The sequence below is a fragment of the Methylobacterium sp. E-005 genome (assembly GCF_022829725.1).
Lineage (GTDB): Bacteria > Pseudomonadota > Alphaproteobacteria > Rhizobiales > Beijerinckiaceae > Methylobacterium.
Map to the genome: position 1 here is coordinate 39,264 of NZ_JAKSYG010000108.1, position 23,706 is coordinate 62,969.

20 protein-coding genes and 1 other RNA gene are annotated in these 23,706 nt (G+C 70.3%); 9 read left to right on the forward strand and 12 right to left on the reverse strand.

From position 1 onward, the window contains the following. Nucleotides 1-14 precede the first annotated feature (14 nt). Nucleotides 15-1,037, forward strand: a complete 1,023-nt coding sequence (locus MKK88_RS12830) for a D-cysteine desulfhydrase family protein (RefSeq protein WP_244000218.1) — start codon at nt 15-17, stop codon at nt 1,035-1,037. 36 nt (nt 1,038-1,073) lie between these two features. Here the strand turns inward: MKK88_RS12830 and MKK88_RS12835 are convergent, their stop codons facing one another. The 6 genes from MKK88_RS12835 to MKK88_RS12860 all read right to left on the reverse strand — a co-directional run bounded on the left by MKK88_RS12835 (nt 1,074) and on the right by MKK88_RS12860 (nt 6,415). Then, entirely contained in the window at nt 1,074-2,087 is a 1,014-nt protein-coding gene (locus MKK88_RS12835) for a peptidoglycan -binding protein (RefSeq protein WP_244000220.1), read from the reverse strand. Beyond that, nucleotides 2,087-3,067 (reverse strand): MotA/TolQ/ExbB proton channel family protein, encoded by a 981-nt coding sequence (locus tag MKK88_RS12840; protein WP_244000223.1) that lies wholly within the window; start codon nt 3,065-3,067, stop codon nt 2,087-2,089. Before MKK88_RS12840 ends, MKK88_RS12835 begins: the two co-directional genes overlap by 1 nt. A gap of 162 nt (nt 3,068-3,229) precedes the next feature. Beyond that, nucleotides 3,230-4,054 carry a TIGR00282 family metallophosphoesterase gene (locus MKK88_RS12845; RefSeq protein ID WP_244000225.1) on the reverse strand — a complete coding sequence of 275 codons (825 nt, stop codon included), beginning with the start codon at nt 4,052-4,054 and terminating at the stop codon, nt 3,230-3,232. 3 nt (nt 4,055-4,057) lie between these two features. Further along, a complete protein-coding gene (locus MKK88_RS12850; protein ID WP_244000227.1) occupies nt 4,058-4,663 on the reverse strand; it encodes a 5-formyltetrahydrofolate cyclo-ligase in 606 nt (201 codons plus the stop codon). After that, nucleotides 4,653-4,809: non-coding RNA, 6S RNA (gene ssrS, locus MKK88_RS12855), on the reverse strand. Before ssrS ends, MKK88_RS12850 begins: the two co-directional genes overlap by 11 nt. A gap of 88 nt (nt 4,810-4,897) precedes the next feature. Further along, nucleotides 4,898-6,415 (reverse strand): formyl transferase, encoded by a 1,518-nt coding sequence (locus MKK88_RS12860; protein ID WP_244000229.1) that lies wholly within the window; start codon nt 6,413-6,415, stop codon nt 4,898-4,900. Nucleotides 6,416-6,674: 259 nt separating this feature from the next. On the opposite strand from MKK88_RS12860, the gene MKK88_RS12865 reads away from it, so the two are divergent. Together MKK88_RS12865 and MKK88_RS12870 are read left to right on the forward strand one after the other, a co-directional pair. Next, nucleotides 6,675-8,774, forward strand: coding sequence for a GumC family protein (locus MKK88_RS12865; RefSeq protein WP_244000231.1), 2,100 nt, complete (start codon nt 6,675-6,677; stop codon nt 8,772-8,774). Nucleotides 8,775-8,842: 68 nt separating this feature from the next. Then, nucleotides 8,843-10,078: a VpsF family polysaccharide biosynthesis protein gene (locus MKK88_RS12870; protein WP_244000233.1), complete on the forward strand. Its 1,236-nt coding sequence runs from the start codon at nt 8,843-8,845 to the stop codon at nt 10,076-10,078. Between the two features lie 6 nt (nt 10,079-10,084). Here MKK88_RS12870 and MKK88_RS12875 read toward each other — a convergent pair whose 3' ends face one another. After that, complete coding sequence (locus tag MKK88_RS12875) at nt 10,085-11,329, reverse strand: glycoside hydrolase family 5 protein (RefSeq protein WP_244000235.1); 1,245 nt, start codon at nt 11,327-11,329, stop codon at nt 10,085-10,087. Continuing rightward, the gene (locus MKK88_RS12880; protein WP_244000237.1) at nt 11,326-12,504 is read right to left on the reverse strand and encodes a DUF1972 domain-containing protein; all 1,179 of its coding nucleotides are present in this window, start codon (nt 12,502-12,504) and stop codon (nt 11,326-11,328) included. Before MKK88_RS12880 ends, MKK88_RS12875 begins: the two co-directional genes overlap by 4 nt. A 125-nt stretch (nt 12,505-12,629) precedes the next feature. Between MKK88_RS12880 and MKK88_RS12885 the strand changes: the two genes are divergently transcribed. The 3 genes from MKK88_RS12885 to MKK88_RS12895 all read left to right on the forward strand — a co-directional run bounded on the left by MKK88_RS12885 (nt 12,630) and on the right by MKK88_RS12895 (nt 16,227). Beyond that, entirely contained in the window at nt 12,630-13,859 is a 1,230-nt protein-coding gene (locus MKK88_RS12885; protein WP_279602266.1) for a glycosyltransferase family 4 protein, read from the forward strand. A 233-nt stretch (nt 13,860-14,092) separates the two neighbouring features. Then, nucleotides 14,093-15,100 carry a sterol desaturase family protein gene (locus tag MKK88_RS12890; protein WP_244000239.1) on the forward strand — a complete coding sequence of 336 codons (1,008 nt, stop codon included), beginning with the start codon at nt 14,093-14,095 and terminating at the stop codon, nt 15,098-15,100. Continuing rightward, a complete protein-coding gene (locus MKK88_RS12895) occupies nt 15,097-16,227 on the forward strand; it encodes a GNAT family N-acetyltransferase (RefSeq protein WP_244000241.1) in 1,131 nt (376 codons plus the stop codon). The genes MKK88_RS12890 and MKK88_RS12895 overlap by 4 nt, the downstream gene beginning before the upstream one ends. A gap of 10 nt (nt 16,228-16,237) precedes the next feature. Here MKK88_RS12895 and MKK88_RS12900 read toward each other — a convergent pair whose 3' ends face one another. Continuing rightward, nucleotides 16,238-17,383 (reverse strand): aminotransferase class V-fold PLP-dependent enzyme, encoded by a 1,146-nt coding sequence (locus MKK88_RS12900; protein WP_244000243.1) that lies wholly within the window; start codon nt 17,381-17,383, stop codon nt 16,238-16,240. Between the two features lie 158 nt (nt 17,384-17,541). On the opposite strand from MKK88_RS12900, the gene glp reads away from it, so the two are divergent. Together glp and MKK88_RS12910 are read left to right on the forward strand one after the other, a co-directional pair. Further along, a complete protein-coding gene (gene glp, locus MKK88_RS12905) occupies nt 17,542-18,777 on the forward strand; it encodes a gephyrin-like molybdotransferase Glp (RefSeq protein WP_244000245.1) in 1,236 nt (411 codons plus the stop codon). 65 nt (nt 18,778-18,842) lie between these two features. Beyond that, a complete protein-coding gene (locus MKK88_RS12910) occupies nt 18,843-19,715 on the forward strand; it encodes a 4-(cytidine 5'-diphospho)-2-C-methyl-D-erythritol kinase (RefSeq protein ID WP_244000247.1) in 873 nt (290 codons plus the stop codon). Nucleotides 19,716-19,726: 11 nt separating this feature from the next. Here MKK88_RS12910 and MKK88_RS12915 read toward each other — a convergent pair whose 3' ends face one another. Together MKK88_RS12915 and MKK88_RS12920 are read right to left on the reverse strand one after the other, a co-directional pair. Next, nucleotides 19,727-20,206, reverse strand: a complete 480-nt coding sequence (locus tag MKK88_RS12915; RefSeq protein WP_244000249.1) for a hypothetical protein — start codon at nt 20,204-20,206, stop codon at nt 19,727-19,729. Next, a complete protein-coding gene (locus tag MKK88_RS12920; protein ID WP_244000251.1) occupies nt 20,203-22,020 on the reverse strand; it encodes a chloride channel protein in 1,818 nt (605 codons plus the stop codon). Before MKK88_RS12920 ends, MKK88_RS12915 begins: the two co-directional genes overlap by 4 nt. A gap of 129 nt (nt 22,021-22,149) precedes the next feature. On the opposite strand from MKK88_RS12920, the gene MKK88_RS12925 reads away from it, so the two are divergent. Beyond that, nucleotides 22,150-22,560 (forward strand): MarR family winged helix-turn-helix transcriptional regulator, encoded by a 411-nt coding sequence (locus tag MKK88_RS12925; RefSeq protein WP_244000253.1) that lies wholly within the window; start codon nt 22,150-22,152, stop codon nt 22,558-22,560. A 124-nt stretch (nt 22,561-22,684) separates the two neighbouring features. Here MKK88_RS12925 and MKK88_RS12930 read toward each other — a convergent pair whose 3' ends face one another. After that, on the reverse strand, nt 22,685-23,704 hold the full coding sequence (locus MKK88_RS12930) for a polyprenyl synthetase family protein (protein WP_244000320.1): 1,020 nt from the start codon (nt 23,702-23,704) through the stop codon (nt 22,685-22,687). Nucleotides 23,705-23,706: the final 2 nt, after the last annotated feature.

Below are 23,706 nucleotides of genomic sequence, written 5' to 3' on the forward strand. Positions count from 1 at the left end.
GTAGACAGGCCGTCATGCCGACGCTCGATGTCACCCGCTTCCCGCGCCTGCCGCTCCTGGCCCTTCCGACGCCGATCGAGCCACTCGACGGCCTCACGGCCCATCTTGGGGCTGCGCTCAACGGCGTCCGGATCTTCGTGAAGCGCGACGACGTGGCTGGGATCGGCCTCGGCGGCAACAAGCTGCGCAAGCTGGAATACCTGCTCGGTGCCGCAAAATCTGCGGGCGCCGACACGGCCATCACTGTCGGCGCCATCCAGTCGAACCACGCGCGACTCACCGCGGCGGCGACCGCCCGGGCGGGCCTCGCCTGCGAGCTGTTCCTGACCCGCAGCGTGCCGCGCCAGGATCCCGACTATACCGGCAACGGCAATCGCCTGCTCGACGATCTGTTCGGCGCCACGGTTCACGAATTGCCGGGCGAGGCCGATTCCCTTGCAGCCGCCGAGGCGCGGGCGGACGCGCTGCGGGCGCAGGGCCGGACGGTCTACACCTTCCCCTCCGGCGGCTCGAGCCCGACCGGCTGCCTCGGTTACGCAAACTGCGCCGCCGAGATTCTGGCTCAGGCGGACGAGCTGGGCGTGACCTTCGCCCAGATCGTTACGGCGAACGGCAGCGCCGGCACCCATGCCGGGTTGGTCGCGGGGCTCGCCGCGATGGGCCTCGACCCGCGCCTGGCGAAATCCTTCGCGGTACTCGCCGAGGAGGAACGTGCCCGGGCGGAGGTCCTGGAGAAGGCCAACGCGACGCTGGCGCTGATCGGAACGGAGCAGCGCGTGTCACCGGAGGACATCAACCTCGACGGCGGCCATCGCGGCCCGGGCTACGGGATCCCGACGGCCGGCATGCTGGAGGCCGTCCGGCTGATGGCGCGAACCGAGGGCAAGCTCCTCGATCCGGTCTACAGCGGCAAGGCCTTCGCGGGCCTGCTGCACGACGTCCGGGCCGGACTCTACCCGGCGGGATCAGCGGTGCTGTTCCTGATGACCGGCGGCACGCCCGGGATCTTCGCCTACAAGGACGCGCTGGCGGGCTGAGCGTGCTGTCGGGCCGCCCGGACAGGGAGGCCGCTCCTACCTCTCGGTGAGCTTCATCTCGATCCGGCGGTTGCGGGCGTAGGCCTCCTCGGTGGTTCCGGCATCAAGGGGCTGGAATTCGCCGAAAGCGCCGGCCAGGAGGTGCTGGGGCGGGATGCCCCTGCCGGAGAGGTACTGCACCACCGCGATGGCGCGGGCCGCCGAGAGCGCCCAGTTCGATGGGAATTGCGACGTGCTGATCGGCCTTGCATCGGTGTGGCCGTCGACCCGCAGCACCCAGGGCAGATCCGCCGGGATCTGCTTGGCGAGGTCCGAGATCGCGCCGGCGATCCGGTCGAGTTCCGGCCCGGCCTCGGGCTTCAGGGTCGCCGAACCCGCGGGGAACAGCACCTCCGATTGCAGCACGAAGCGGTCGCCGACCACGCGGATGTCGGGGCGGTTGCCGAGGATCTGGCGCAGGCGGCCGAAGAAGTCGGAGCGGTAGCGCGCCAGCTCTTGGACCTTCTGCGCCAGGGCGACGTTCAGCCGGCTGCCGAGCTCGGCGATGCGGGCCTGGGATTCCCGGTCGCGACTCTCGGAGGCGGCGAGCGCATCCTCCAGGGCGGCGAGCTGGCGGCGCATGGCGCTGATCTGCTCGTTCAGCAGATCGATCTGGGACAGGGCCCGCTTGGTCGCGCCCCGCTCGGCCTCGAGCTGCTTGTCGAACGCGCCCGCCGCCCCCTGGCTGACGGTTGCGGCCTCGGCCTGGGTCTTCGCCTGATCGCGCTCGGCCTCGACGCCGGCGAGCGTCGTGCGCAGATTGCGGACCTCGTCTTCCTGATTGCGGCGGTTCGAGCGCTCCAGGGCGAGAAGATCGGTGAGTTCGGCGATCTGGCGGTTGAGCTTGACGAGCGTTTCGTCCCGGCCGGTCAGCTCCTGCGAGAGGAAGAACTGCCCGACCACGAAGACCGTGAGCAGGAACACGACCGCGAGCAGGAGCGTCGCCAGGGCATCGACGTAGCCCGGCCAGACGTTGAGGGTGCGCCGGGACCGCGCCGCCGTGGACGCCATCAGACCCGCTCCCGGCCGAGCCGGTCGAGCACCTGCTTCAGCTCGCGCTCGCGGCTCGCCTGGGCTTCGACCCAGTCACGGATCATCTGCTGCTCGGCACGCATGTGCTGCACGAGACCCTGGATGCCTTCGGCGAGGTTGGTCATGGCGAGCGTTGCGGCGCGGCTGCCGCCGCCCTCGGCCACCAGGGTGGCCAGGCGATCGATCGCCTCCTTCAGTTCCTGGGTGCCGGCTCCCCCAGTCCGGACGGGAACGGCGGCCTCAGCGGCCACTGACGCCTCGCCGGACATCAGCCAATCCTGCAATTCGTTGTGGAAACGTGCGTGGGCTTGGCCGGCCTGCAGCTCGAGGAAGCCGGTGATCAGCGACGAGGCGAGGCCAAACAGGGAGGCCGAGAAGGCGAGCCCGATTCCCGAGAGGGGCACGGCCAGGCCCGACTTCAGCTCATCGAACATCACCCCGGCATCGCCGCCGCCGCGCATGCCCCTGATCACGCCGCCCACGGCCGAGAGCGTGTCGATCAGGCCCCAGAAGGTTCCGAGCAGGCCGAGCAGGATCAGGATGCCGGCGATGTAGCGCAGGATCTCGCGCCCCTCGTCGAGGCGGGCCGCGATCGTGTCGAGGTAGCCGGCGGTGCCGGGCAGCGTCACCCCCCCGGTCCGGGCGGCGACCATCGACGCCATCGGCGCCAGGAGGGCGGGCGGGCGCTTGGCCTGGGCGCCGCGTGCGGCGGCGTTGACGTAGGCGACCTCGCGAAACAGTCGGATGACCTGCCCGAAGGCGATCACGACCGCGATCAGCAGGACCCCGAGGATGAGGCCGTTGAGACCGGGATTGGCGAGGAAGGCCGGCGTGATCTGCTTGAACAGAATGAAGGCGAGGAAGCCGACGAGGATCAGAAAGACGACCATGCGCCCGAGATAAATTCCGGGCTTGGCCAGCGGTTCCTTGGTGTTCTCGCCGGTATCGCGGGCGGCCATCGGTCGCTCTAGCCTGATCTCAGAAGATGCGGTCGCCGGCGGCGTCCGTCCTGCTCACTGTGGCGGCAGGGCCGGATGCGATCAAGTCACGCCCAGGACGCAGGCGCATCGCGTGGTGAACGGAAGGCGGATCCGGACCTCGCCCGCCTGACGCAATCGGGATCAGCCCTCATCCCAGAAATGCGGCGCGCTCTCCTCGAGATGCGGGCCGAGCCGGAGCGCCGCCACCCTGGTGGCGAGCCCCCGCGCATCGATCTCGACGGCGATGCCGCTGAGCGTCCCCTCGCCGGTGGCGACCTCCCAGCGGGAGCCCGGCGTCTTCTGGATCATCCGGCGGATCGGCTCGTCCTTCTGCATGCCGATCACCGAATCGTAATCGCCGCACATGCCGGCATCCGACATGTAGGCCGTACCGCCGGGCAGGATCCGGTGATCGGCGGTCGGCGTATGGGTGTGGGTGCCGACCACGAGGCTTGCCCGGCCGTCGAGATAGTGGCCGAAGGCCTGCTTCTCGCTGGTCGCTTCGGCGTGGACATCCACCACCACGGCGTCGGCCGCCGCTCCCAGCGGACAGGCCATGATCTCGCGCTCCACCGCGGCGAAGGGATCGTCCATCGCGTCGAGGAAGACGCGGCCCATCACGTTGACCACGAGAACGCGGGCACCGCCCTGCGTCTCCACCACCGTGGCGCCCCGACCGGGCGTTCCGGGCGGGTAGTTGGCCGGGCGCACCAGCCGCGGCTGGCGGGCGATGAAGACCAGCGCCTCGCGCTGATCGAAACTGTGATTGCCCAGCGTTACCGCATCGGCGCCGGCCTGGATCAACTCGTCACAGATCGACTCGGAGATGCCGAAGCCACCGGCCGCGTTCTCGCCGTTCACCACAACGCAATCGAGCCGCCAGCGCTCCCGCAGGCGCGGCAGCTGCTCGCACACCGCGGTGCGGCCCGAACGGCCGACCACATCGCCGAGGAAGAGGAGCCGCATCGGTCAGGCCGTCCTGTCGAAGCGGATCAGGCCCGCCTCGGTGATCACGCAGTCGAGGGGCCGGTCGTGCGGCTCGGCCGGCACGCGCTCGACCTCCTGCACGGCGAAGCCGATGCCGACGGTAAAGAGCGGCTGGCTCCGGGACAGGCGCTCGATCGCGCCGTCGTAATAGCCGCGGCCGTATCCAATCCGCTGGCCAGACCGGTCGAAGGCCGCGAGCGGCACGATCAGCGCGTCAGGATCCACCGGCGGCAGGGACGGGTCGGGCTCGCTCAGGCCGAAGCCCCCGGAGACCAGCGTGTCCCCGGCCCGCCATTCCCGGAACACGAGCCCTTCACGGGTGACCTGCGGCAGAGCCACGGCCTGCCCGCGGGCCAGCAGTCCCTCGGCGGCGGGGCGTGGGTCGACCTCGCTGCGGATCGGCCAGAAGGCGGCAACGAGCCGGGCTTGTGTCAGCTCGGGCAAGGCGAGGAGTGCCCGGGCGATCGTCGCCGAGGCAACCTGCCTGCGTTCGACGCCCAGGGCGTCGCGGGCCGCCAGGGCCGCGCGGCGCAGTTCCTGTTTGCGCGCAGCGTCGGTAGTCTCAGAGGAAGGCGAGTGCGGAGCCACGTGAGCCGTTGGAGGATCGATCCCGGGAAACCTACAGCGTAGGTGGGCGCCGTGTTGGCCAGGTCCAGGGACGAGGCCAGGGACAGCTCCCGAGGGAGTCGATAAGGCCCCGGGGATAGTGCTCCTGACGAACTCTGCAGCCCCGCCACTGATATGTAGCGATCCCGGCACATTCCCGCCAGGGCCGCACGGCGGAGAAAATCGCGCCGGCTGAGATTCACGGCTGGCCGCCGCTCAAGCGCCGATGAGCCCTCTGTAGCGCGGGGCCCGCCCGGCCCCGTCGATGCACTCGATCCCGCCGCCCGCATTCAGGGTGTGCAGACGGTTGCCGGGCCAGGCCGGGCCGGGCTCGATCCGTCCGATCACGGTCTGCCCGAAGCCCTCCGGATCGAGGCGGTCGATCTGCGCCAGCACGAGGGCACGGCCATAGCCGGTGGCGCAATCCTGGATCGGGCGGATCAGGTGGCCGCCTCGCCACACGATCCGGCCCGCCGGGCGCGCCAGAGCGGGATCGACCAGAACGGGGTTGGCCGGATGCGGCGTGTAGGGGCCGCGGAAATCGGGCGCCGACCAGAGGTGGAGGGCGTCGTGGAAGCAGCCCGCCCCGGCCGGCGCATCGAGCCCCGCATCGCGGACGGTGGCGAAGATCCACCAGCGGCCGGCATGCTCGATCAGGGTCGCATCGCTCGCCACCACGCCGGAGAGAAGCGTCGCCTCCTTGACCCAGCCGCCGGGGAAGCGCGTGGCGCGGTAAAGGTCGACCGTTCCGGCAGCGGAACTCTCCGGAACCATCCAGACGGATCCCTCCCGCTCGAAGACGAACGGGTAGGAGAGATGATGCGCCTCCTCCAGCACCGGCACGGGCGGCCCCTCCGGACCGTCCGGCCCGAAGCGCACCGCCGAGATGAGCGCCTTGCCGGTGGCGTGCGGAAAGTCCTCAACGAAGAGATGCGTGTGTCCCGCGACGGAGATCGGAAACGGATCGGCGTAGAAGCGCCTTCCGTCATCCGGGAGGACGATCCAGCCCGTTTCGGGATGGCGCCCGAGATCGATGAGGTCCGGCCCGGCGAGGGGGCGCCAGCCGCAGCGCCAGTGCGGGGCCTTGTAGCAGAGGCGATACAGCCGGTGGATGAGCGCGCCCGCGAGCATGCGCCCCGCCCGCGCGCCGAGGCGCGGCACCGTGAGGGCCGCCGGATGCTCTAGGGCACTATCGCCGCATGCCTCCGCCCCGCCCCGTCCGGCGATCCGGTCGCGCAGGGCCGCAACGATCAGCGTGATCGTCCGCGCCAGGGCGTCCTCGAAGCTCGCCAGCACGATTCCGGGCCGGTCGGCGCCGAGGCGGCCGGCGGCGCGAAGCGTCCCGTTCTCAACCAGCGTGAGACGCGGTACCGCCCCGGCGAGCAGGCTTGCCAACAACGCGTCCTCGCCGGCCCTGCCATCATAGGCGAGATGCCAAATGTTGGGTCCGGACGGGACATCGCCGCACAGGTCGAGCACGAGATCGGGGGCGCCATCCGCCTGACGCCAGCGATCGAGCTCAGCTTTGGCGATCGGCCCCGAATCGAGGCGGCTCAGGCTGTGGATCAGGGCCTCGAGCCGGAACAGCAGATCGGCCGTGTCCGGCCATTTCCCGCTTCCGGGTGCATCCGCTACGCTGACCGGGCCGATGCCGGGGATCACGCTGATCCGCTGGAGCAGCGTGCTATGCCAGCGGCGCGGCCTGGTGCCATCGAGGCGCACACGCACATGCATCGATCTGGACGCCCCTTCGCTGCCCCGTGATCCGTTGATCACCGTATCGGCCCCAGATCCAATCCCTAACCGTAAGCAGGGTGATTGCACGGTATAACTGATCCGAAGTTGCACCGGGCGTTTACGACATGTTCAGTAATGGGTACGTCTTGCCGGGACAATCTCAGTTTCTGCAGCTTACCAGCCACATGCGCGACTCTTGCAACTGGTCCTGTAGCCCATGCGGACCTGCCCTGGATTGAGACGACGGTGACCGATCGTGACACGGATCGACCCTAACCTCGCTGTCGCGACCTGGCTGGCGCCGGTGCAGCCGGCTCTGCCCGAGCGGCCCGCCCGTCCGGAGACGAGCGCCGAGGCCGGCGATCTGTGGCGCATCCTCTGGCGGCGGAAGCGGGTCGTGATCGGGACCGCGCTGCTGCTCGCCCTCCTGGCCTTGACGTATGCCCTGCTCACGCCGTCCCTGTACACGGCGACCGCCCAGATCCTGATCGACCCCCGCGACCGTCAGGTCGTCTCCAACGACGTCAATCCCGGCACCCTCTCGCCGGATGGCGGGATCGCGCAGGTCGAGAGCCAGGTGAAGGTGATCGAGTCCGACGCGGTGCTGGGCCGGGCCGTCGCCCAGACGGGGCTCGAAACGGAGCCGGGCTTCGGCGTGCCCCGCAACGTCTGGTACGTCCGCGCCGCGGCCGCCCTGCGGGAGCTGGTGAATGGGCCGCGGCCCGAACGGAAGATCGACGCGCAGGGCCGGGCCCTCGACCAGCTCCGGCGCAAGCTCGCGGTGAAGCGCGCCGACAAGGTGTTCGTGATCGACGTGATCGTCACGACGATCGACCCCGACCTTTCGGCGCGCATCGTCAACGCCATCGCGAATGCCTACCTCGCGGATCAGACCGCGGCACGCGCCGAGGCCGCCCGCCGCGCGGCGGGCGACCTGCGGGGCCGGCTCGACGAGCTGCGCAACGCGGTGAACACCGCCGACAAGAAGCTCGAGGACTACAAGGCCCGCAACGGTCTGATCACGGCGAGCGGCCGGCTGGTCAACGAGCAGCAGCTGACCGACCTGAACACCCGGCTGGTGGCGGCCCAGGCTCGGACCGCCGACGCGCAGGCTCGCCTGCAGGGGATCCGGGACGCCCGCGGCCGGGCGGTCGGGGCCGGCGCGATGCCGGAGGCGGTCCAGTCAACGGCCGTCGAACGCCTGCGCGGTCAGTACGCCGAACTCGCCGCCAAAGAGGCGGATCTGCGCACCAATCTCGGAGAGCGCCACCCGTTCATCGCTGCCGTGCGGACCCAGATGCAGGATGTCCGCCGCCTGATCGATGCCGAACTCAACCGGATCGCGGGCGCCGCCGAAACAGAGTTCCACCGCGCCCAGGCCAACGAGCGGACGCTCACCGCCGAACTGGGGCGTCTCCGGCAGCAGGCGGCGGTCAACTCCCAGTCCTCGGTGCAGCAGCGCGAGCTGGAGCGTGAGGTCGAGGCGGCGCGCTCGGTCTACAACAGCTTCCTGGTCCGCGCCCGCGAGATCAAGGAGCAGACCAGCATCGACAGCTCGAACGCGCGGATCATCACGGCGGCCCGACCGCCGGAGGATCCGAGCTGGCCGCCGCGGCTGGTCCTGGTGGCCGCAGCCCTGTTCGGCGGGCTGGGTCTCGGAGCCGGGCTCGCGCTGATGCGGGAATACTTGGCGCCCACGGTGCTGTCGCCGCGCCAGCTGGAGCGGATCTCGAATGCGCCGGTCGTGGCGGTGCTGCCGGGCCTGCGGCCGCGGGGCGCCAATGCGGCGGCCGCAAGCTTCACACTGGACCATCTCGCGGCGACCACGGGCAGCCACGGGCATTCCCTCGTGCTGATGGTGACGTCGGGTGACTCGGACGAGTTGCAGCGCCGGGCCGTGATCGGGCTGCTCGCCGCGGTGGCGGTCGGGCGCGGGGATCGGGTCCTGCTGGTGGATGCGGACCTGCGCGGCGACGGTTCAAGCGCGGGCGGCCTCCTCGACGTGCTGCGCGGCGAGCAGAGCCTCAACGCGGTGACCGAGACCGATCCGAAATCCGGCGCACGCCGGATGGGGCTTGGCGATGCGAGCAAACCGGTCCGCGACGCCCTCACCACCGACAACATCGAGCGCTTCGTGGCCGGCGTGAAGGGCCGGTTCGATCTGGTCATCGTGGATGGCGGCGTGCTCAGCGAGAACCTGCGGCTCGGTCCCCTGGCGGCCGCGGCCGACCGGGTGCTGATGGTCGCCTGCAACGGTGCGACCCGCCAGCGCGACCTGATCGACCTCGTCGACACCTCCGAAGCGCTGGGCCGGCCGATCTCGGGCTCGCTGCTGCTGACGCGGCGCCGGGCGTGAGGATCGCGCGGGCCGAGCCCATTCCGCGCCGCGCCGCGCCCGCGCAATCGCGCGCGACCCAGCGAAGCGTGCCTGCCCGCCTCGAATCCCACCTCCTCGTCCTCTGGGCCGCGGTCCTCGTTGGGGTCTCCGGGGGCGTGCTGTGGGTCGTCGGGCTCAACTATGACGGATTGACCGGCTCGGCCGCGTCCAAGATCCATCCGGCGACCTATCTCGCGGTGGTCCTCGCCGGATGGATGCTGCTGCGCGCCGGCAACCCGGTCAGACCGGTGGCGCAGGCCCTAATCCATCGCCCCGCCAGCGTGCTGGTGACGATCTCGGGCGTGCTGCTCCTCGCCCTGATCGCGATCCGCGGCGGGAACGGCCTCGCCGGCTCGATCGATACCTTCGTGCTGGCCGGCCTCCTGCCGATCCTGCTCATGGACCGCGACGCCGCGACGCTGGCGCGGATCGAGACCGTGTTCCACGTCGTGATGCTCGCCAATGCGCTGCTCGGCCTGTACGAACTCGCCAGTGGCCAGCGCTTCTTCCCGTTCCGCCTCGACGGTGCGGACTTCGCGTGGGACACGCGCTCGGCGGCCCTACAGGGCCATCCGCTCAGCAACGCGACCGTCACCGCCTGCTACATCCTGGCGCTCGCTGCTGGCGGCGGACGATTCGGCCCGGCTCAGCGCGCCGCGATGATCGCCCTGCAACTCGTGGCACTGGTGACGTTCGGCGGCCGGTCCGCCACCATCATCACCCTCGTCCTCGGCGGTGTTGTCGGCCTCGTCGCCCTCGGCCGCGTCCTGCGGGGCGGGCGGATCCCGCTGATCGGCGCGGCCTGCGCCTGCTTCGCACTGACGCTGGTGCCGGTCGCCGTGGCTCTTCTGGCCGCCCTGGGCTTCTTCGATACCCTGCTGGAACGGTTCTCCTCCGATGGTGGCAGCGCGCAGGCCCGAGTCGACATGCTGGCAGTCTTTGATGCGATCCCGTTCCGGGAGTTGCTGCTGGGCCCGGATCTGGTTCAGGTCACCACCCTGCGGCGAATCTGGGGTCTGGAATGGGGCATCGAGAACTCGATCCTCTCGACCCTGCTCTACAACGGCATCCTGGTGACCACGCTCCTCGTCGTGGCGGTCGCCCTCTACCTCGCGGAGATCGCGCGCTCCTGCCGGCACGGCGTGTGGCTGCCGATCCTGGCCTTCGTGATCCTGGTCAACACCTTCGAGGGGCTGGCGGGCAAGTCCACGCTGCTGGCCAAGTTCGCCCTGATGCTCATCGTCCTGTTCCCCCGGGGACCGCTGCGGGGACGTGCCGGCTAAACGGCTCTACGGCGCGGCCTTCAGGCCCAGCGCTGCGACCAGGGCGGGATCGACCGCATGCGCCTCGTCCATCAGGCCGAGCCCGTCGAACAGGTTCCAGAACGACCAGCCGAACCCTGACCGCTCCGCCGCCAGCCGCACGTCGCGGAGATAGGCGGCCCGGTCGGGGGCCCGCGCGGCCGTGTAGCGGACGTCGGTGCGCAGGGCCCCGAACTCGCCCATCAGCACGGTCCGGCGCGGGATCTCGTAGAGGTCGGCCCAGGTCGAAACCGGATCCATGGCGGCGGCGAGGTAGGCGGGTCCGGGCTCGGCCGCGCCGTACTCGCGCAACTTGGCCTCGATCACCGCCAGATCGCGGGCCTTCTCGGCCGGCGGGACCGACCGGTCGGCCTGCATACGAGCCCGGACGGCACTCAACGTCTCCGGCATCCGACCGCGCGTCCCCGGCCAGGGCACGGCGTTGAGCCAGCGATAGAACGGCTCATCGGTGAGCCAGGTCGCACCCTGGTGGGAGAACAGGTACGGCTCATAGAAGTGGAAGGTGTAGAGCAGCGGCGCAAACCGCGCGAGCGGCGCCGGATCGAGCGCTGTCAGGCCGGCGATCAGGCTGCCGCATGAGCCCGTCGCCACCAGGGTCAGCCCGGGCGCCGCCATCCGGGCGGCGGTGAGGAGCGCGTGCTGAACCCGGTTCCACACGAGGGCACCGCAGGCCTGCGGCGGCTCGTTGATCGGCTCCAACGCCACCCGGTCCGCCCCCTTCCGGGCGCATAGGCGGGCGAGTTCGCCGATGAGATCCCGGTAGGCCGGAAAGAGCGGCGCACGGTCGGTGCCGTAGAAAGCCTCCGGCGTGTAATGGTGGGTCGCGGCATTGGCCTGAACGTTGAGCAGAACCCGCAGCCCGGTCGCCAGCACCGCGTCGATCGCGGTCGAGAGGCTTCCGAGGAGTTCTCCCCGGCGGGCGCCCGTAAAGGCCACGAACGGGCCGGGATCGAGGGGCAGGCGCACGAAATCGAAGCCGAGGGCGGCGAGCCGCCTTAGATCGGCGTGGCTGGGTACGGGTCGGTCCGCCTGGAATGGCGGCCAGGCGTAATCGATGCGCGGCGCCGGATACTCGGTGGTGAGCGAGAACCAGGGCCAGAGCGCGATGCCCCGGCGGAGCCTGAGCGGCTCCGGGGCACCCAGGGCCGGGTAAGCCGCCATCCCGGCTGCCGCCAGTGCGCCCGTGAGCAGCGTCCGGCGGCTGGCATTCACCAATCAGCCCCGGCCGTGGCACCGATCGGCCCGGGCGTCACCGGCCGGATCCGTTCCGCGGGCGGATAATCCCCAACCTGCAGCACCTCGTCCTCGTAGGCCGCCAGGACATCGCCCCATTGGAAATGCTCGGCCCGCCGCCGGGCGGCCGCGCGGGCGCCGTCGACCGCCCACGCATCGGACAGGACGCGCTCGATCGCGGCTGCACAGGCCTCGACGTCCGTGAAATAGAACTGCCCCTCGCCGGCGGTCCCCCGGTTGAAGGCATTGTCGTGCGCGATCACCGCGTTGCCCGCCCACAGGGCTTCCACCAGCGACGGATTTGTGCCGCCGACCGTGTGGCCGTGGAGGTAGGCCAGCGCATGGGCCCGCAGGGCCCGGACCTGATCGGGCTCGTAGATGGCGCCCGGGAACAGCACCTCGGGCGAGGCGGCCGCCTCGACGGCCCGATGGTAGGCGTTGCGCACGCTCATGGTGCCCAGCACCACGAGTCGGACGCCCCGGGGCCGACGCGAGAACGCTTCCACGATCGTCAAAATGTTGTTGTCGGGCTCGATCCGGGCGATCGAGATGAGGTAGCGGCCGGCTTCCAGCCCCAGCGGCGGGGGCCCGATTTCCGTAGGCAGCGGGTCGCCGCCATAGGGGATCGTCGCGATGGCCCGGTGGGGTCGCCGCGTGGCGAGATGGTCGGCAATGGCCGGGTGGTCGGCGACGAGCCGGTGCGAGGCCCAAGCGGCGATCCACTCGCTGATGTAGAAGTATGCACGGATGGGCAGGGACCATTTCGGGCGCCGCCACTCGATCCCGTCCATGTTGGTCAGGATCCGGCCGCCACGGGCGCGCAGGTAGGGCAGGAACGCCGCGCCGTTGTAGCCGAGCACAAGGCAGACGCCGCCGCGCCGGGCAGCATCGTGGGCGCAGAGGGCGTCGAACGCCAGGGTGGCGGCCGGACCTGTCAGGCCCACCTCCACGGTGATCCGCTCGATGCCGTTCCAGACATCCGACGAAACCCGCGTGCCGACCCGCTCGACCTCCCGCTGACAGTACACGCCGACGCGCCAGCCTCGGTCGACTAAGTAGCGGGCGAACCGTTCCGCAAAAGTCTCAAACCCGCCGTGAGCGGCCGGGATACCGCGCGTTCCCAGAATAAGCACCATGGGTACCCGGTCCGGCATTGTCCTTCCTTCCCAATCCAGCGCTTATATTGTAACAGGACATGTCAGCCAAGCGGTGTCGCGGGGCTCTCAACCTTCGGTTTGCCAATTCTCGAAAATATAGTCCTGCGGTAGAGGTTTCGATATTGCAGTCCGTTGATGCCACCGCGACCGACGACCGGATTGTTCCGGCGTCCGCCAGACCGGAGGACGCCGCACGGGCCTGCATCATCACCTGCGTGCATCAGGGCTTCGAACTCTATGGGTCCGACCGCTGCTTCATCGAATCGGTCCGCACCCTCCGCGCCGCCCATCCGACCGCGCGGATCGACGTGATTCTGCCGCGACAGGGGCCGATCGTAGCGGCCCTGGAACCCTTCGCCAGCCGCGTTCTGATCGAGCCGCTGTGGATCCTCCGGCGCAAGGGTCTCGCGCGGCGTCTCACCGTCGAACTGATGGCTCTTCCGATCGCGATCCTGCGGGCGCTCCGGCGGATCCGCGCCAGCGATCTCGTCTACATCAACACCACCGTGGTGGCCGACTACCTGCTCGCCGCGCGCCTGATTGCGGGACGCAGCATCGTCCACGTTCACGAGATCCCGGAGGGGGCCGTGCTGACGGTCCTGCGGGGGCTGATCCGCTGGAGCGGCGCCGACGTGGTGTTCAACTCGCACGCCACCGCCCGGACCTACGCGTTGCCCCCACAAGCTACCGCCCGGGTGGTCTATAATGGCGTGGCCGGACCCGCGGAGGCGAACCGGACCACCTATGACGGCAGCCGCCCGCTGCGGGTGCTGATGCTCGGGCGCATCAGCCGGATCAAGGGACAGGACGTGCTGGTCGATGCGGTCGCCGCGTTGCCGGAGACGCTGCGGCGGCAGGTCAAGCTGCGCATCGTCGGCAGCGCCTTCGAGGACGAGGCCCGTGAGCGCGCCCTGGCGACACGGATCGTTGCGGCCGGCCTGTCGGAACAGGTGAGCCTCGAGCCCTTCGTGGCCGATCCGGCCGGACTCTATCGCTGGGCCGATGTCGTGACCATGCCCTCGCAGCGCCCGGAATCCCTCGGCCGGGTCGCGATCGAAGCCATGGCGTACGGCGTGCCGCCGCTGGTGACGGCGATTGGCGGTCTCCCGGAGGTCGTGGACCATGGGCGGACGGGATGGGTCGTCCCGCACGGCAGCCCTGAACCGATCACGCAGGCCTTGGCCAGTATGATCGCCGATCCGGCCGGCTGGCACGCCTTCGGGCCGGCGGCCCGTGCGCGCTACGAGACCTTGTTCGCCGAGGCCTCCGCGGCCGCGGGCATCACGGCCGCGGTGCGCGACACCCTGCGGCGCGCGAAAGCCGGGATCCGCCCAACATTGCCGGTCGGATGAACCGCAATGCGCGAAGAAATCGCCCGCGCAATCGGATTGTGCCTTGCGCTGCATGACGTCCGATGCACGAGTCCGCAATTGAAACCAATGTTCGGCAGACGTTCATCGGAGCAAGATAGTCCACCCGCCAGGGCCTGCGGGCGGAGCAGACTACCGAAACGGATATCCGGCCAGCGGCATCGGGGCGGCGCACGTCCGGCTCCAACCCTCCTGGATGAAGGGAACGCGTAGACATGGATGTCGCTGACTTCATCCAGCGGATCGTCGCGAAGCTCTCGGGCGAGAACCTGCTCGCCGCCGGTTTGCTGTTCGCAACCGCGATCGGCTGCGCCTTGATCGCCTATCTGCGCACAGCGGAGAGATACTCGTTCGCCGAGTTCTTCGAGTTCGCGTTGCCGCGGGAGGTCATGACCCACCCCTCAGCCCGGGCAGATCTGCTGTTCTACGTCACCCGCAAGGCGATCATGCCGTTCCTGCTGATCCCGGCGGGGGTGACCTTCGTGGTCGCAGTCGGCTACGCCACCAACCGGGTGCTGGGCGCGCTCTTCGGGATCGATCAGCCGATCCTCGGCGACCCCGGGCCCGTGACCGTGACCGTGACCGTGGTGGTTTTCACCGCCACGATGCTGCTGGCCTACGACCTGTCCTACTACCTCTACCACACGGCGCAGCACCGGTACCCGTTCCTGTGGGAACTCCATAAGGTCCACCACTCGGCCGAGGTGATGGTCGGGATCACCAAGGATCGGGTTCACCCCCTCGACGAGTTGATGAACCGCATCTGGGACGGCGTGATCCCCGGCATCTGCTTCGGGATCTGGAGTCTGCTGGCGCTGAACCCGGTCGAGCTGACCGTGTTCGGCATCAATGTCTACATTATGCGCAACATCCTGATGATGGACTTCGTCCGGCACACACATTTCAAGATCTCGTTCGGACGGCTCAACACGATCATCCTGTGCCCGCATTGGCACCAGCTCCACCATTCCACGGCGCCGGAGCATTACGACAAAAATTTTGGCCTGCTGTTCTCGTTCTGGGACCGGCTGTTCGGAACCCTGTGCGTCCCGAGGCCGGGCGAGGACTTCAAGTTCGGGCTCGTCGACCGGGACGTAGCCGATTACCAATCCCTATCCGGGCTTTACGTGCTGCCACTGAAGAAGATGGGCCGGCGGATCGCGCGACAGGTGCGGCGCCTGCGCGGGGTGCCGGCTCAGCCGCGGCCGGGAGCGGGAGCATGACGACGGCGCGTTTCGAAGCGATCCGCACAACCGAGCGGCTGGCCGAGGTCGGCCCCGCCTGGATGGCCCTGTGGGCGGCAAGCGGCGCCCTGGTCTTCCAGAGCCATGCCTGGGTCTCCGCATGGTGGGCGAGCGCGCCCGACCGGGAGCGGCGAGCGCTCGCGATCGTGCTGGCGTGGCGCGGAGATGATCTTGTCGGCGTGCTGCCGCTCGCCATCGTGCGCCGGAGGGGGTTCCGGGTCCTGGAATGGGCCGCCAAGGACTGCTCGGATTTCGGTGACGCGTTGCTGGCCGACCGGGCGGACCACACGCTCGTCCGCGGGATGTGGCGCCACGCCGGGCAAGCCGGCGGCTTCGATCTCGCCTACCTCAACCGGCTCCTGCCGGATGCCGCGGCCCGGAGCCTGCTTCAGCAGGAGGGCGGCGGGGTCCGGTTGCGCCTGAATCACCGCGACGAGGCGAACTGGCGGGTGCGCGGCCCCTGGACGACGGGCCAAGCGTGGTTCGAGGCGCAATCGAAGAAGACGCGGCAGAACTACCGCCGCGGTCAGAAGTCCTTGAGCGAGCGCGGTCCCCTCGCCTTCCGCCAGCTCGGGCCGGATGAGCCCCTCGGCCCGGTGCTCGACCGGTTGACGACCTTCAAACGGGCGTGGCTCCAGCGCCATGATTTGGCGTCCACGGCCTTCTACGACGAAGGGTCCCGGGCGCTGCCCGCGATGGTGCAGGTGCTGGCCGAGGCCGGGCTGCTGCACGCCTTCGTGCTGAAATGCGGCGGCGCCGTCGTGGCGGTTTCGATCAACTTCGTCCAGGCCGGCGCGATGATGGCCTTCGTCACCACCTACGATCCGGAGGTCGAGCGCGCCTCGCCCGGCATGGTGCTGATGATGGACTACATCATGTGGTCGATCGACCACGGGTTGCACACGGTGGATTTCCTGTGCGGCGACGAAGGGTTCAAGGGCCGCTTCGGCACCGAGTCCCTGACCCTGGCCTCGATGACCGGCGCCCGGACACCCCAGGGCAGCGCGGCCCAGCTCGTGGATCGGGCGCAGCATGCGTGGCGCCAGCGTTTCCGGAAATCCCGGGGGGTGGTCGGGGAGACAGCGACCGCGGATATCGCGGCCTGACGATGGCGGGCTACACCGGGCCGCCGAGACCGACCCGGATCGCGTCGACGCAGCGCGCGAGATCCTCATCGTTCACCCAGACATGGGGACTCAGCCGCAGCGCCCCGGCGCGCTCGCTTGCGAACACCGCGTTCCGGCGCAGGCTCTCAACGAGCCCCACAGGCAGCCCGCCCGGCGGCCGCACGCCGAGAATATGCGTCGCACGCAGGCTCCGCGGCACAGTCGGAAGATCGAGGGCTTCAATCGCATCCGCGAGCCGATCCGTCAGCCCGCGCAAGCGCGCCGCCACGGCGGGCACGCCCCAGCTGGCAATCAGCTCCAGCCCGGCCGCCGCCATGGGCAATGCTACGGGGTTGTTCAGCTCGCCCCGGTCGTAGCGCCGGGCGCCCGCGGCTGACGAACGGTTGCCAACATGCTCATCGAGCGCCGAGCCGTCCTGCCGGTGCGGCGCGGCGTACAGGAAGGCGAGGCCATAGGGCCCGAGCGCCCACTTGTAGGTTGGGAACGCCAGGAAATCGGGCCGCCAGCGAGCCACGTCCACCGGAATGGCGCCGACCGCCTGCGTCGCGTCGATCACCAAAGCCGCCCCCGCCGCGTGGACCGCCGGTGCGAGCCGGTCGAGATCGATCAGACTCCCGTCAGTCCAGTGCAGCGGGGTCAGCGTGGCGAGCGCGAGCGGCGGCGCGCCCGGGCGCGCGATCGCGGTGAGCAACGCGGCGGTCCAGTCGCCGTCCGAGGGACGCGCAACCTCCTCCACGGTGAGCCCCTCCACGACAGCCAGCCGGTCGAAGGCGAAGCGCAGGGACGGAAACTCGTCGGCCACCCGCAGCAGGCGGCCGCCTGGGACGGGCGCGAGATTGCGCGCGGCCACCGCCATGGCGTGGCTGACCGCGCCGACGATCGCGACATCATCCGGCTGCGCACCGATCAGTCCGGCCGCAGCGGCCCGTGCCCTCTCGACCCAGGCAGGAATCATCTCGCGTGGATGGTCCCAAGGGCGACGCTTTGTCAGGAGACCGGTTTCCCCGGCAATGCGCACGCAGTGCGGCAGCGGCGACCACGCGGCCGCATAGAGATAGCTGACCTCCGCCGGCACCTCGAACAGATGGCGCTGGCAGGGAAGGTCTTCGACGTGCGGCAGGGCGGTCGCGGGCATGGCGAACCGGACCGTAGCGGATCGAACCCGCCCGGGCGATGATTCCTGCTTATCGCCCGGGGCTTGATCGCGCGATGACGATGCCGCAAGCCGGGACATCACCGCCCGCGAGGCCGCCCCGTGCCGACCCGCCTGCCCCAGCCAGATCCTGTGCCGCCATGGGTCGCCTGAACGCCGACTGCTTCGATACGGCACCCGCGCTGCTGCGGGTCGCCGACGCGGTGGCCCTGATCCGGGAACGCTTGCCGGTGCTCGCCGGTATCGAGGCGGTGCCGCTGGCGCGTGCGGATGGCCGGATCCTGGCAGACGATCTGATCGCGCCGCTCGACCTACCGCCCTTCGACAACGCCGCGGTGGACGGCTACGCCTTCCTGGCCGCCGATCTGACAGACGGGCGGAGCCACCTGCCCCTCGGCGGCCGGGTGCCGGCTGGCCATGCGCCGGCTGGGACCGGGGCAGGTCACGCGGTGCGGATCTTCACCGGCGCACCGATGCCCCCGGGCACCGATACCGTGGCCATGCAGGAGGATGTCCGGGTCGACGGCGCGGCCGTGCGGCTTCCAGCGGGCCTCGCACCCGGCGCCAACCGGCGCCGGGCCGGCGAGGATATCGCCCGCGGCAGCCGCGCGGTCCCAGCCGGGACCCGGCTCGGCCCCCGGCATCTCGCACTCGCCGCCGCGCTCGGGCTCGCCGACCTGCGCCTGCGCGCGTCTCTTCGGGTGGCACTGTTCTCCACCGGCGATGAGCTGATTCCACCGGGCGAGCCCCTGCCACCCGCCGGCATCCATGACGCCAACCGGCCGATGCTCGCCGCGCTCCTCCGTCGGCTCGGGGCCGCGCCCTTCGACCTCGGCATCCTGCGCGATACGCCCGGCCAGGTCCGCGACCGCCTCGCTGCAGCCGCCACGGATTACGATCTGGTCGTGACCTCGGGGGGCGTGTCGGTCGGCGAGGAGGATCACGTCCGCGCCGCCGTCGAGGCGTCCGGGGCGCTCACGCTCTGGCGTCTGGCCATCAAGCCAGGCCGCCCGGTCGCCCTCGGGACGGTGGCGGGGACGCCCTTCATCGGGCTGCCGGGCAATCCAGCCGCGGCTTACGTGACGGCGCTCGCCGTGCTCAAGCCCCTCGTGCTGCACCTCTCAGGAGCCGACGATATGACGCCGGTCCTGACCGTGCGCAGCGGTTTCGCCCTGGAGAAGCGCCCCGGCCGACGGGAGTACCTGCGCGTGTGCCTCCGCCCGGGCGAGGCCGGCCTGCCGGAAGCCACCATCGCGCCGGGCGGTGCGCTGACGGGCCTGTCGGCCAGTGACGGGCTTGTCGAGCTCGCCGAGGACCTGACCGCGATCCGCGTCGGTGATCCGCTGCCGTACCGGCCGCATGGGGATCTCGGCTGACCTGTTGTTCTCCGTTTCCAACCTGTAGAGCGTCGCACACGTCCGCCACGCCCCTTCGAGATCCCGTGCCCCTGCTCGCAGACCGTGCCCCCGCCAAGGTCAACCTCACCCTCCACATCCTCGGGCGGCGGGCGGATGACGGCTACCACGCGCTGGAGAGCCTTGTGGCCTTCGCGGGCACGGCCGACCGGCTGACCCTGGATCCCGCCGGGCCCCTCGGACTGACCGTCTCGGGTCCGACCGCCGGACCGGCCGGCCCGACCGGCGACAATCTCGTCCTGCGCGCGGCGCGCCATCTCGGGGCGCGGGTACCGGGCCTGCTCACAGGTGCCTTCCATCTGACCAAGCGCCTCCCGGTGGCAGCCGGCATCGGCGGCGGCTCATCCGATGCCGCCGCGGCTCTGCGGCTGCTCGCGCGCCTCAACGGGCTGGCGCTCGACGCCGCGACCGTCGTGGCGGCGGCGCGGGAGACGGGGGCCGACGTGCCGGTCTGCCTCGACCCGCGGGCGCGGATGATGCGCGGCGTCGGCGAACAGATCGGCGCGCCGCTCGATCTCGCTCCGTTGCCGGCGGTGCTGATCAATCCCGGAATCCCGGTGCCCACGGCGCCGGTGTTCAAGGCGCTGGGCCTCGCGGTCGGGCAGAGCCTGCCGGGGGCGGAGCATCCCGTGATCAGCCCGGGCCTCGGCGGCGACGCCGTCGTGGCGGCCATCGGACCGGCCCGCAACGATCTGGAGCCGCCGGCCCTCACCGTGGCGCCGGTGATCGGGATTGTGCTGGCCGCCTTGCGCGACCACGGCTGCCGGCTGGCGCGTATGTCGGGCTCCGGTGCGACGGTGTTCGCGCTGTTCGCCGACCGGCGCGGGGCGGTCCGGGCAGCCTCAAGCCTGCGCGCCGCCCATCCGGATTGGTGGGTCGCGCCGACCTTCCTGCGCTGAGCCCATCGGAGTCAGGCCGGTTCCGCCTCGTAGAGCGTGACGACGCCGCCCGCCTCCGGGATGATCACGCGCCAGCGCCGCGCATGCGGCAGGTCCCCGGGATCGATCGCGCTCGCGACGCCGCTGACGACATCGAAGGTCGCCAGACGCCCGGCACCATCGCGGCCGCACAGATAGGCGCTGCCGTCCCCGAGATGGAGCGCCGCCGGGGCGGCGGCGGCCGGGCCGAAGGCGACGTCGCCGATCGCACCGCTGGGCGTCAGGACCGCGCCCTGCACTTCCAGGACGTCGACATCGGTTGCGAGACCGGGCAGGACGAGCAGATCGCCCTCTGCGCTGCGCCGATTGAGCAGCAGCGCCCCGCGCCGTCCCTCCCGGGTGACGACGAGGGCCAAATCCGGTCCGTCCGAGCCCGCCGCCAGATAACAGGCGCCGGGCTTGAGCCGATCCAGGCTGATCGTCCGTCCCGGGATCCGTATCTCCACACTCATGCTCCTGATCCCGCGCGGCGCTCGCCCCGGCCTCTCCGGAAGAACGCGCGGCGCTCGGCCTCGGCCCGGACCATCGTGGCACGCACCTGCAGCAGGTCCCTGCGGGTCAGCATCCCGACCAAGCGCCCGCTCTGCGGATCGGTGACCGGCAGGCGGCCCTGCCCGGCCGAAAGCATCACGTCGAGCGCATGCGAGACAACGTCGCCCGGATGGACCGTCGCGAGGTCGGCGTCGGACAAGCGCTCGCCGAGCGTATCCGTTGCCGTATCGTTGTCCTGTCCCTCCAGGGTCCAGCGCAGGGCGTCGCCGCGCGAGACCAGTCCCACCGGTCGGCCCACCGCGTCGACGACCGGATAGGCATGATGGGCGCCGGCCTCAATGGCGGTGAGCGCCTCCGGCAGCGGAAGGTCGGCGCCGAGGGTCGCCACCGAGCGGGTCATCACCGCCTCGACCCGGGTGAATTCATACGGATCGATCCCGTATTCCCGGGTGATGTGCTGGCCGCGCCGGGCGATTTTCTCCGTGAGGATCGAGCGTTTGAGGAGCAGCACCGTCACCGCGTAGGCCGTCATGGTGGCGGCCAGCAGCGGCCCGAGTGCGGCGACATCGCCCGTCACTTCGACCGCAAAGATCACGCCCGTCAGCGGCGCCGGCAGCGTGCCGCCGAGCATTGCCGCCATGCCGATCAGCGCCCAGAATCCGTGCGCGCCGGGCAACAGGAGCCCGATCAGCCATCCCACCGCCCCGCCCAGGATGAGCAGCGGCGCGAGGACGCCCCCGGAGGTGCCCGACGACAAGGCGGCGAGCCAGATCACCGCTTTGACCACCAGGATCGTCACGACCGCGCCGACGAGCATATGTCCGGACAGGAGATCGTGGATCACGTCGTAGCCCACGCCGAGCGCCCGAGGCTCCACGAGACCGCCCAAGCCCACCACGACGGCGCCGAGTGCCGGCCACCACATCCAGTGAACAGGAAGCCGGCCGAACCCGTCCTCCAGGGCATAGAGCGCCCGGGTCAGGAGGCCGGAGATCAGGCCGCAGGCGAGGCCCAGGGCCGCGCAGGCCGGTAGCCCCCACCAGGGCAGCACCGGGTTGTCGGCGAAGGGAAACAGCGGGCCTGCCCCGAACAGGGCCGGTCGCCAGCAGGCCGCCGTCACCGCACCGACCGTCACCGGAACAAGGCTGCGCGGCCGCCATTCGAACAGCAGCACCTCGACGGCGAGCAGCACGGCGGCCACAGGCGTCCCGAAGATCGCCGTCATGCCCGCGGCCGCGCCCGCTACCAGCAGGGTCTTCCGCTCGGCGGCGCTGAGGTGGAAGAACTGCGCGAACAGCGAGCCGACCGCGCCGCCCGTGACGATGATCGGCCCCTCGGCGCCGAACGGCCCGCCGGTGCCGATTGCCACCGCGGAGGAGAGTGGCTTGAGCAGAGCCACCTTGGGCGACATCCGGCTCCCGCCGATCAGGATCGCCTCCATCGCCTCCGGAATGCCGTGGCCGCGGATCTTCTCCGAGCCGTAACGCGCCATGGTGCCGACGACCAGGGCACCGATGACTGGAATCGCCACCATCCAGGGGCCCGGAGCGGCACCGGCGAGGGAGGTCAAAGCCGTGTCGAAACGGCCGTACCAGGCGAAATTGGTCACGAGCCCGATGAGCGTGAGCAGAATCCAGGCCGTGCCGCTCGCTGCGGTACCGGTGACGATCGCCATCCCGGCCAGGATCACCACACGCCGATCGGCGCTGAAATCGCCCAGCGCCCGGCGCCGAGGCCCCTCGCCGCCGCGCCCGAACTCGGTCCCTCCGTCCATCAAGGTCTCCCCCGCCAATCGCAAGCCATTTATATCGTAGTACGATCTATTCAAGCGCAGGCTGACAGCTTGGCGACGCGCCTGTCGGCATGGGATGCGCATGGTAGCCCGATCACCTGGGGGTCTACGATGGACGCGCCGGACGGCGAGCACCTCTCAACGGAGCAGTATGCGGCGCTCGCACATTTCCGCTTTCAGCTGCGGCGCTTCCTGGCGTTCAGCGAAGCGGCGGCGGCCCGGGCCGGGCTGCCGCCACAGCAGCATCAGGCGCTGCTGACTCTGGCCGGCCATCTCGGCCGTACCCCCGCCACTGTCGGCCTTCTGGCGGAGCACCTGCTCATCGCGCCCCACAGCGCCGCCGAGTTGGTCGCCCGCATGGTCGATGCCGGATTGCTGACGAAAACGCGGGCCGTGGAGGACCGGCGCCGGAGCGAACTGGCACTCACGCCCCGCGCCGAGGCTTTGCTGCGAACCCTGACGGCGGCCCACCTGGAAGAGTTGCGGGGGCTGGCGGAGGCGCTGGCTTCCGCAACGCGTTGACGTGCCAAATTCCCCGGCGCGTCGCTCGCATGCTTTTTTGGCGTAACGTGGAGCGCGCTGCCCACCTTCACCCGCGGAGCCGGCAGACCCGCAACCAATCGATCAAACGGCAGGAAACGCCGCCTCAGCGCGCCCGCGCGACGCAGAAATCGATGGCCCCGTTGAGCGCTGCCTTCACCGGGCCGTCCGGAAACACGTCGAGCGCCGCCCGGGCCTCGGTTCCGTAGTGGTGGGCGCGAGCCACGGTCTCTTCGAGCGCACCGTGGCGCTGGAGCAGATCGAGGGCCGTCTCCAGGTCGCCATCCTGGATCTCGCCCTGCTGGAGCGTGCGCCGCCAGAAGCCGCGCTCGCCCTCGCTGCCCCGGCGATAGGCCAGGACGATCGGCAGGGTGATCTTGCCCTCGCGAAAATCGTCGCCGACATTCTTGCCGAGTTCGGCCGAGGTGCCGCCGTAATCGAGCACGTCGTCGATCAATTGGAAGGCGATGCCGAGGCTCATCCCGTAGGACCGCGCCGCCGCCTGCTCGGCCTCCGGGCGCCCGGCGAGCACCGGGCCGACCTCGCAGGCTGCCGCGAACAGCTCGGCGGTCTTGCCGCGGATCACCGCGAGGTAGGCGGCCTCATCGGTCTCCAAGTTCTTGGCGTTGGTAAGCTGCATCACCTCGCCCTCGGCGATCACCGTGGCAGCAGCCGACAGGATGTCGAGCGCCTTCAGGGAACCGACCTCCACCATCATGCGGAAGGCCTGGCCGAGCAGGAAATCACCCACCAGCACCGAGGCTTCGTTGCCCCACTTGATCCGGGCCGCAACCCGGCCGCGGCGCATGTCGCTCTCGTCGACCACGTCGTCGTGCAGGAGCGTCGCCGTGTGCATGAACTCGACGCTGGCCGCGAGCTTCACGTCGCCATCCGTCTGGCCCGCATAGCTGCAGAGCTTGGCACAGGCGAGCGTCAGGATCGGGCGCAGGCGCTTACCGCCGGAGGCGATCAGGTGGTTGGCCACCTCCGGGATCATCGTCACCTCGGAGCCCGTCCGCGACAGGATCGTGGTGTTGACCCGCGCCATGCCGTCCGCCACCAGCGCGACGAGGTCGGTCAGCCCCGCCTCGACCTCAGGCTTCGGGTTCTCGATGGACAGGGCCATAC

What these genes read in the sequence shown, in the direction of transcription:
- MKK88_RS12860 (WP_244000229.1), bottom strand. Translation starts at nt 6,415, where the DNA reads ATGCATGTGCGTGTGCGCCTCGATGGCACCAGGCCGCGCCGCTGGCAT.
- MKK88_RS12840 (WP_244000223.1), bottom strand. Translation starts at nt 3,067, where the DNA reads ATGGCCGCCCGCGATACCGGCGAGAACACCAAGGAACCGCTGGCCAAG.
- MKK88_RS12925 (WP_244000253.1), top strand. Translation starts at nt 22,150, where the DNA reads ATGGACGCGCCGGACGGCGAGCACCTCTCAACGGAGCAGTATGCGGCG.
- MKK88_RS12835 (WP_244000220.1), bottom strand. Translation starts at nt 2,087, where the DNA reads ATGGCGTCCACGGCGGCGCGGTCCCGGCGCACCCTCAACGTCTGGCCG.
- MKK88_RS12930 (WP_244000320.1), bottom strand. Translation starts at nt 23,704, where the DNA reads ATGGCCCTGTCCATCGAGAACCCGAAGCCTGAGGTCGAGGCGGGGCTG.
- MKK88_RS12900 (WP_244000243.1), bottom strand. Translation starts at nt 17,383, where the DNA reads ATGCCCGCGACCGCCCTGCCGCACGTCGAAGACCTTCCCTGCCAGCGC.
- MKK88_RS12920 (WP_244000251.1), bottom strand. Translation starts at nt 22,020, where the DNA reads ATGGACGGAGGGACCGAGTTCGGGCGCGGCGGCGAGGGGCCTCGGCGC.
- MKK88_RS12915 (WP_244000249.1), bottom strand. Translation starts at nt 20,206, where the DNA reads ATGAGTGTGGAGATACGGATCCCGGGACGGACGATCAGCCTGGATCGG.
- MKK88_RS12845 (WP_244000225.1), bottom strand. Translation starts at nt 4,054, where the DNA reads ATGCGGCTCCTCTTCCTCGGCGATGTGGTCGGCCGTTCGGGCCGCACC.
- MKK88_RS12880 (WP_244000237.1), bottom strand. Translation starts at nt 12,504, where the DNA reads ATGCCGGACCGGGTACCCATGGTGCTTATTCTGGGAACGCGCGGTATC.
- MKK88_RS12890 (WP_244000239.1), top strand. Translation starts at nt 14,093, where the DNA reads ATGGATGTCGCTGACTTCATCCAGCGGATCGTCGCGAAGCTCTCGGGC.
- glp (WP_244000245.1), top strand. Translation starts at nt 17,542, where the DNA reads ATGGGTCGCCTGAACGCCGACTGCTTCGATACGGCACCCGCGCTGCTG.
- MKK88_RS12830 (WP_244000218.1), top strand. Translation starts at nt 15, where the DNA reads ATGCCGACGCTCGATGTCACCCGCTTCCCGCGCCTGCCGCTCCTGGCC.
- MKK88_RS12895 (WP_244000241.1), top strand. Translation starts at nt 15,097, where the DNA reads ATGACGACGGCGCGTTTCGAAGCGATCCGCACAACCGAGCGGCTGGCC.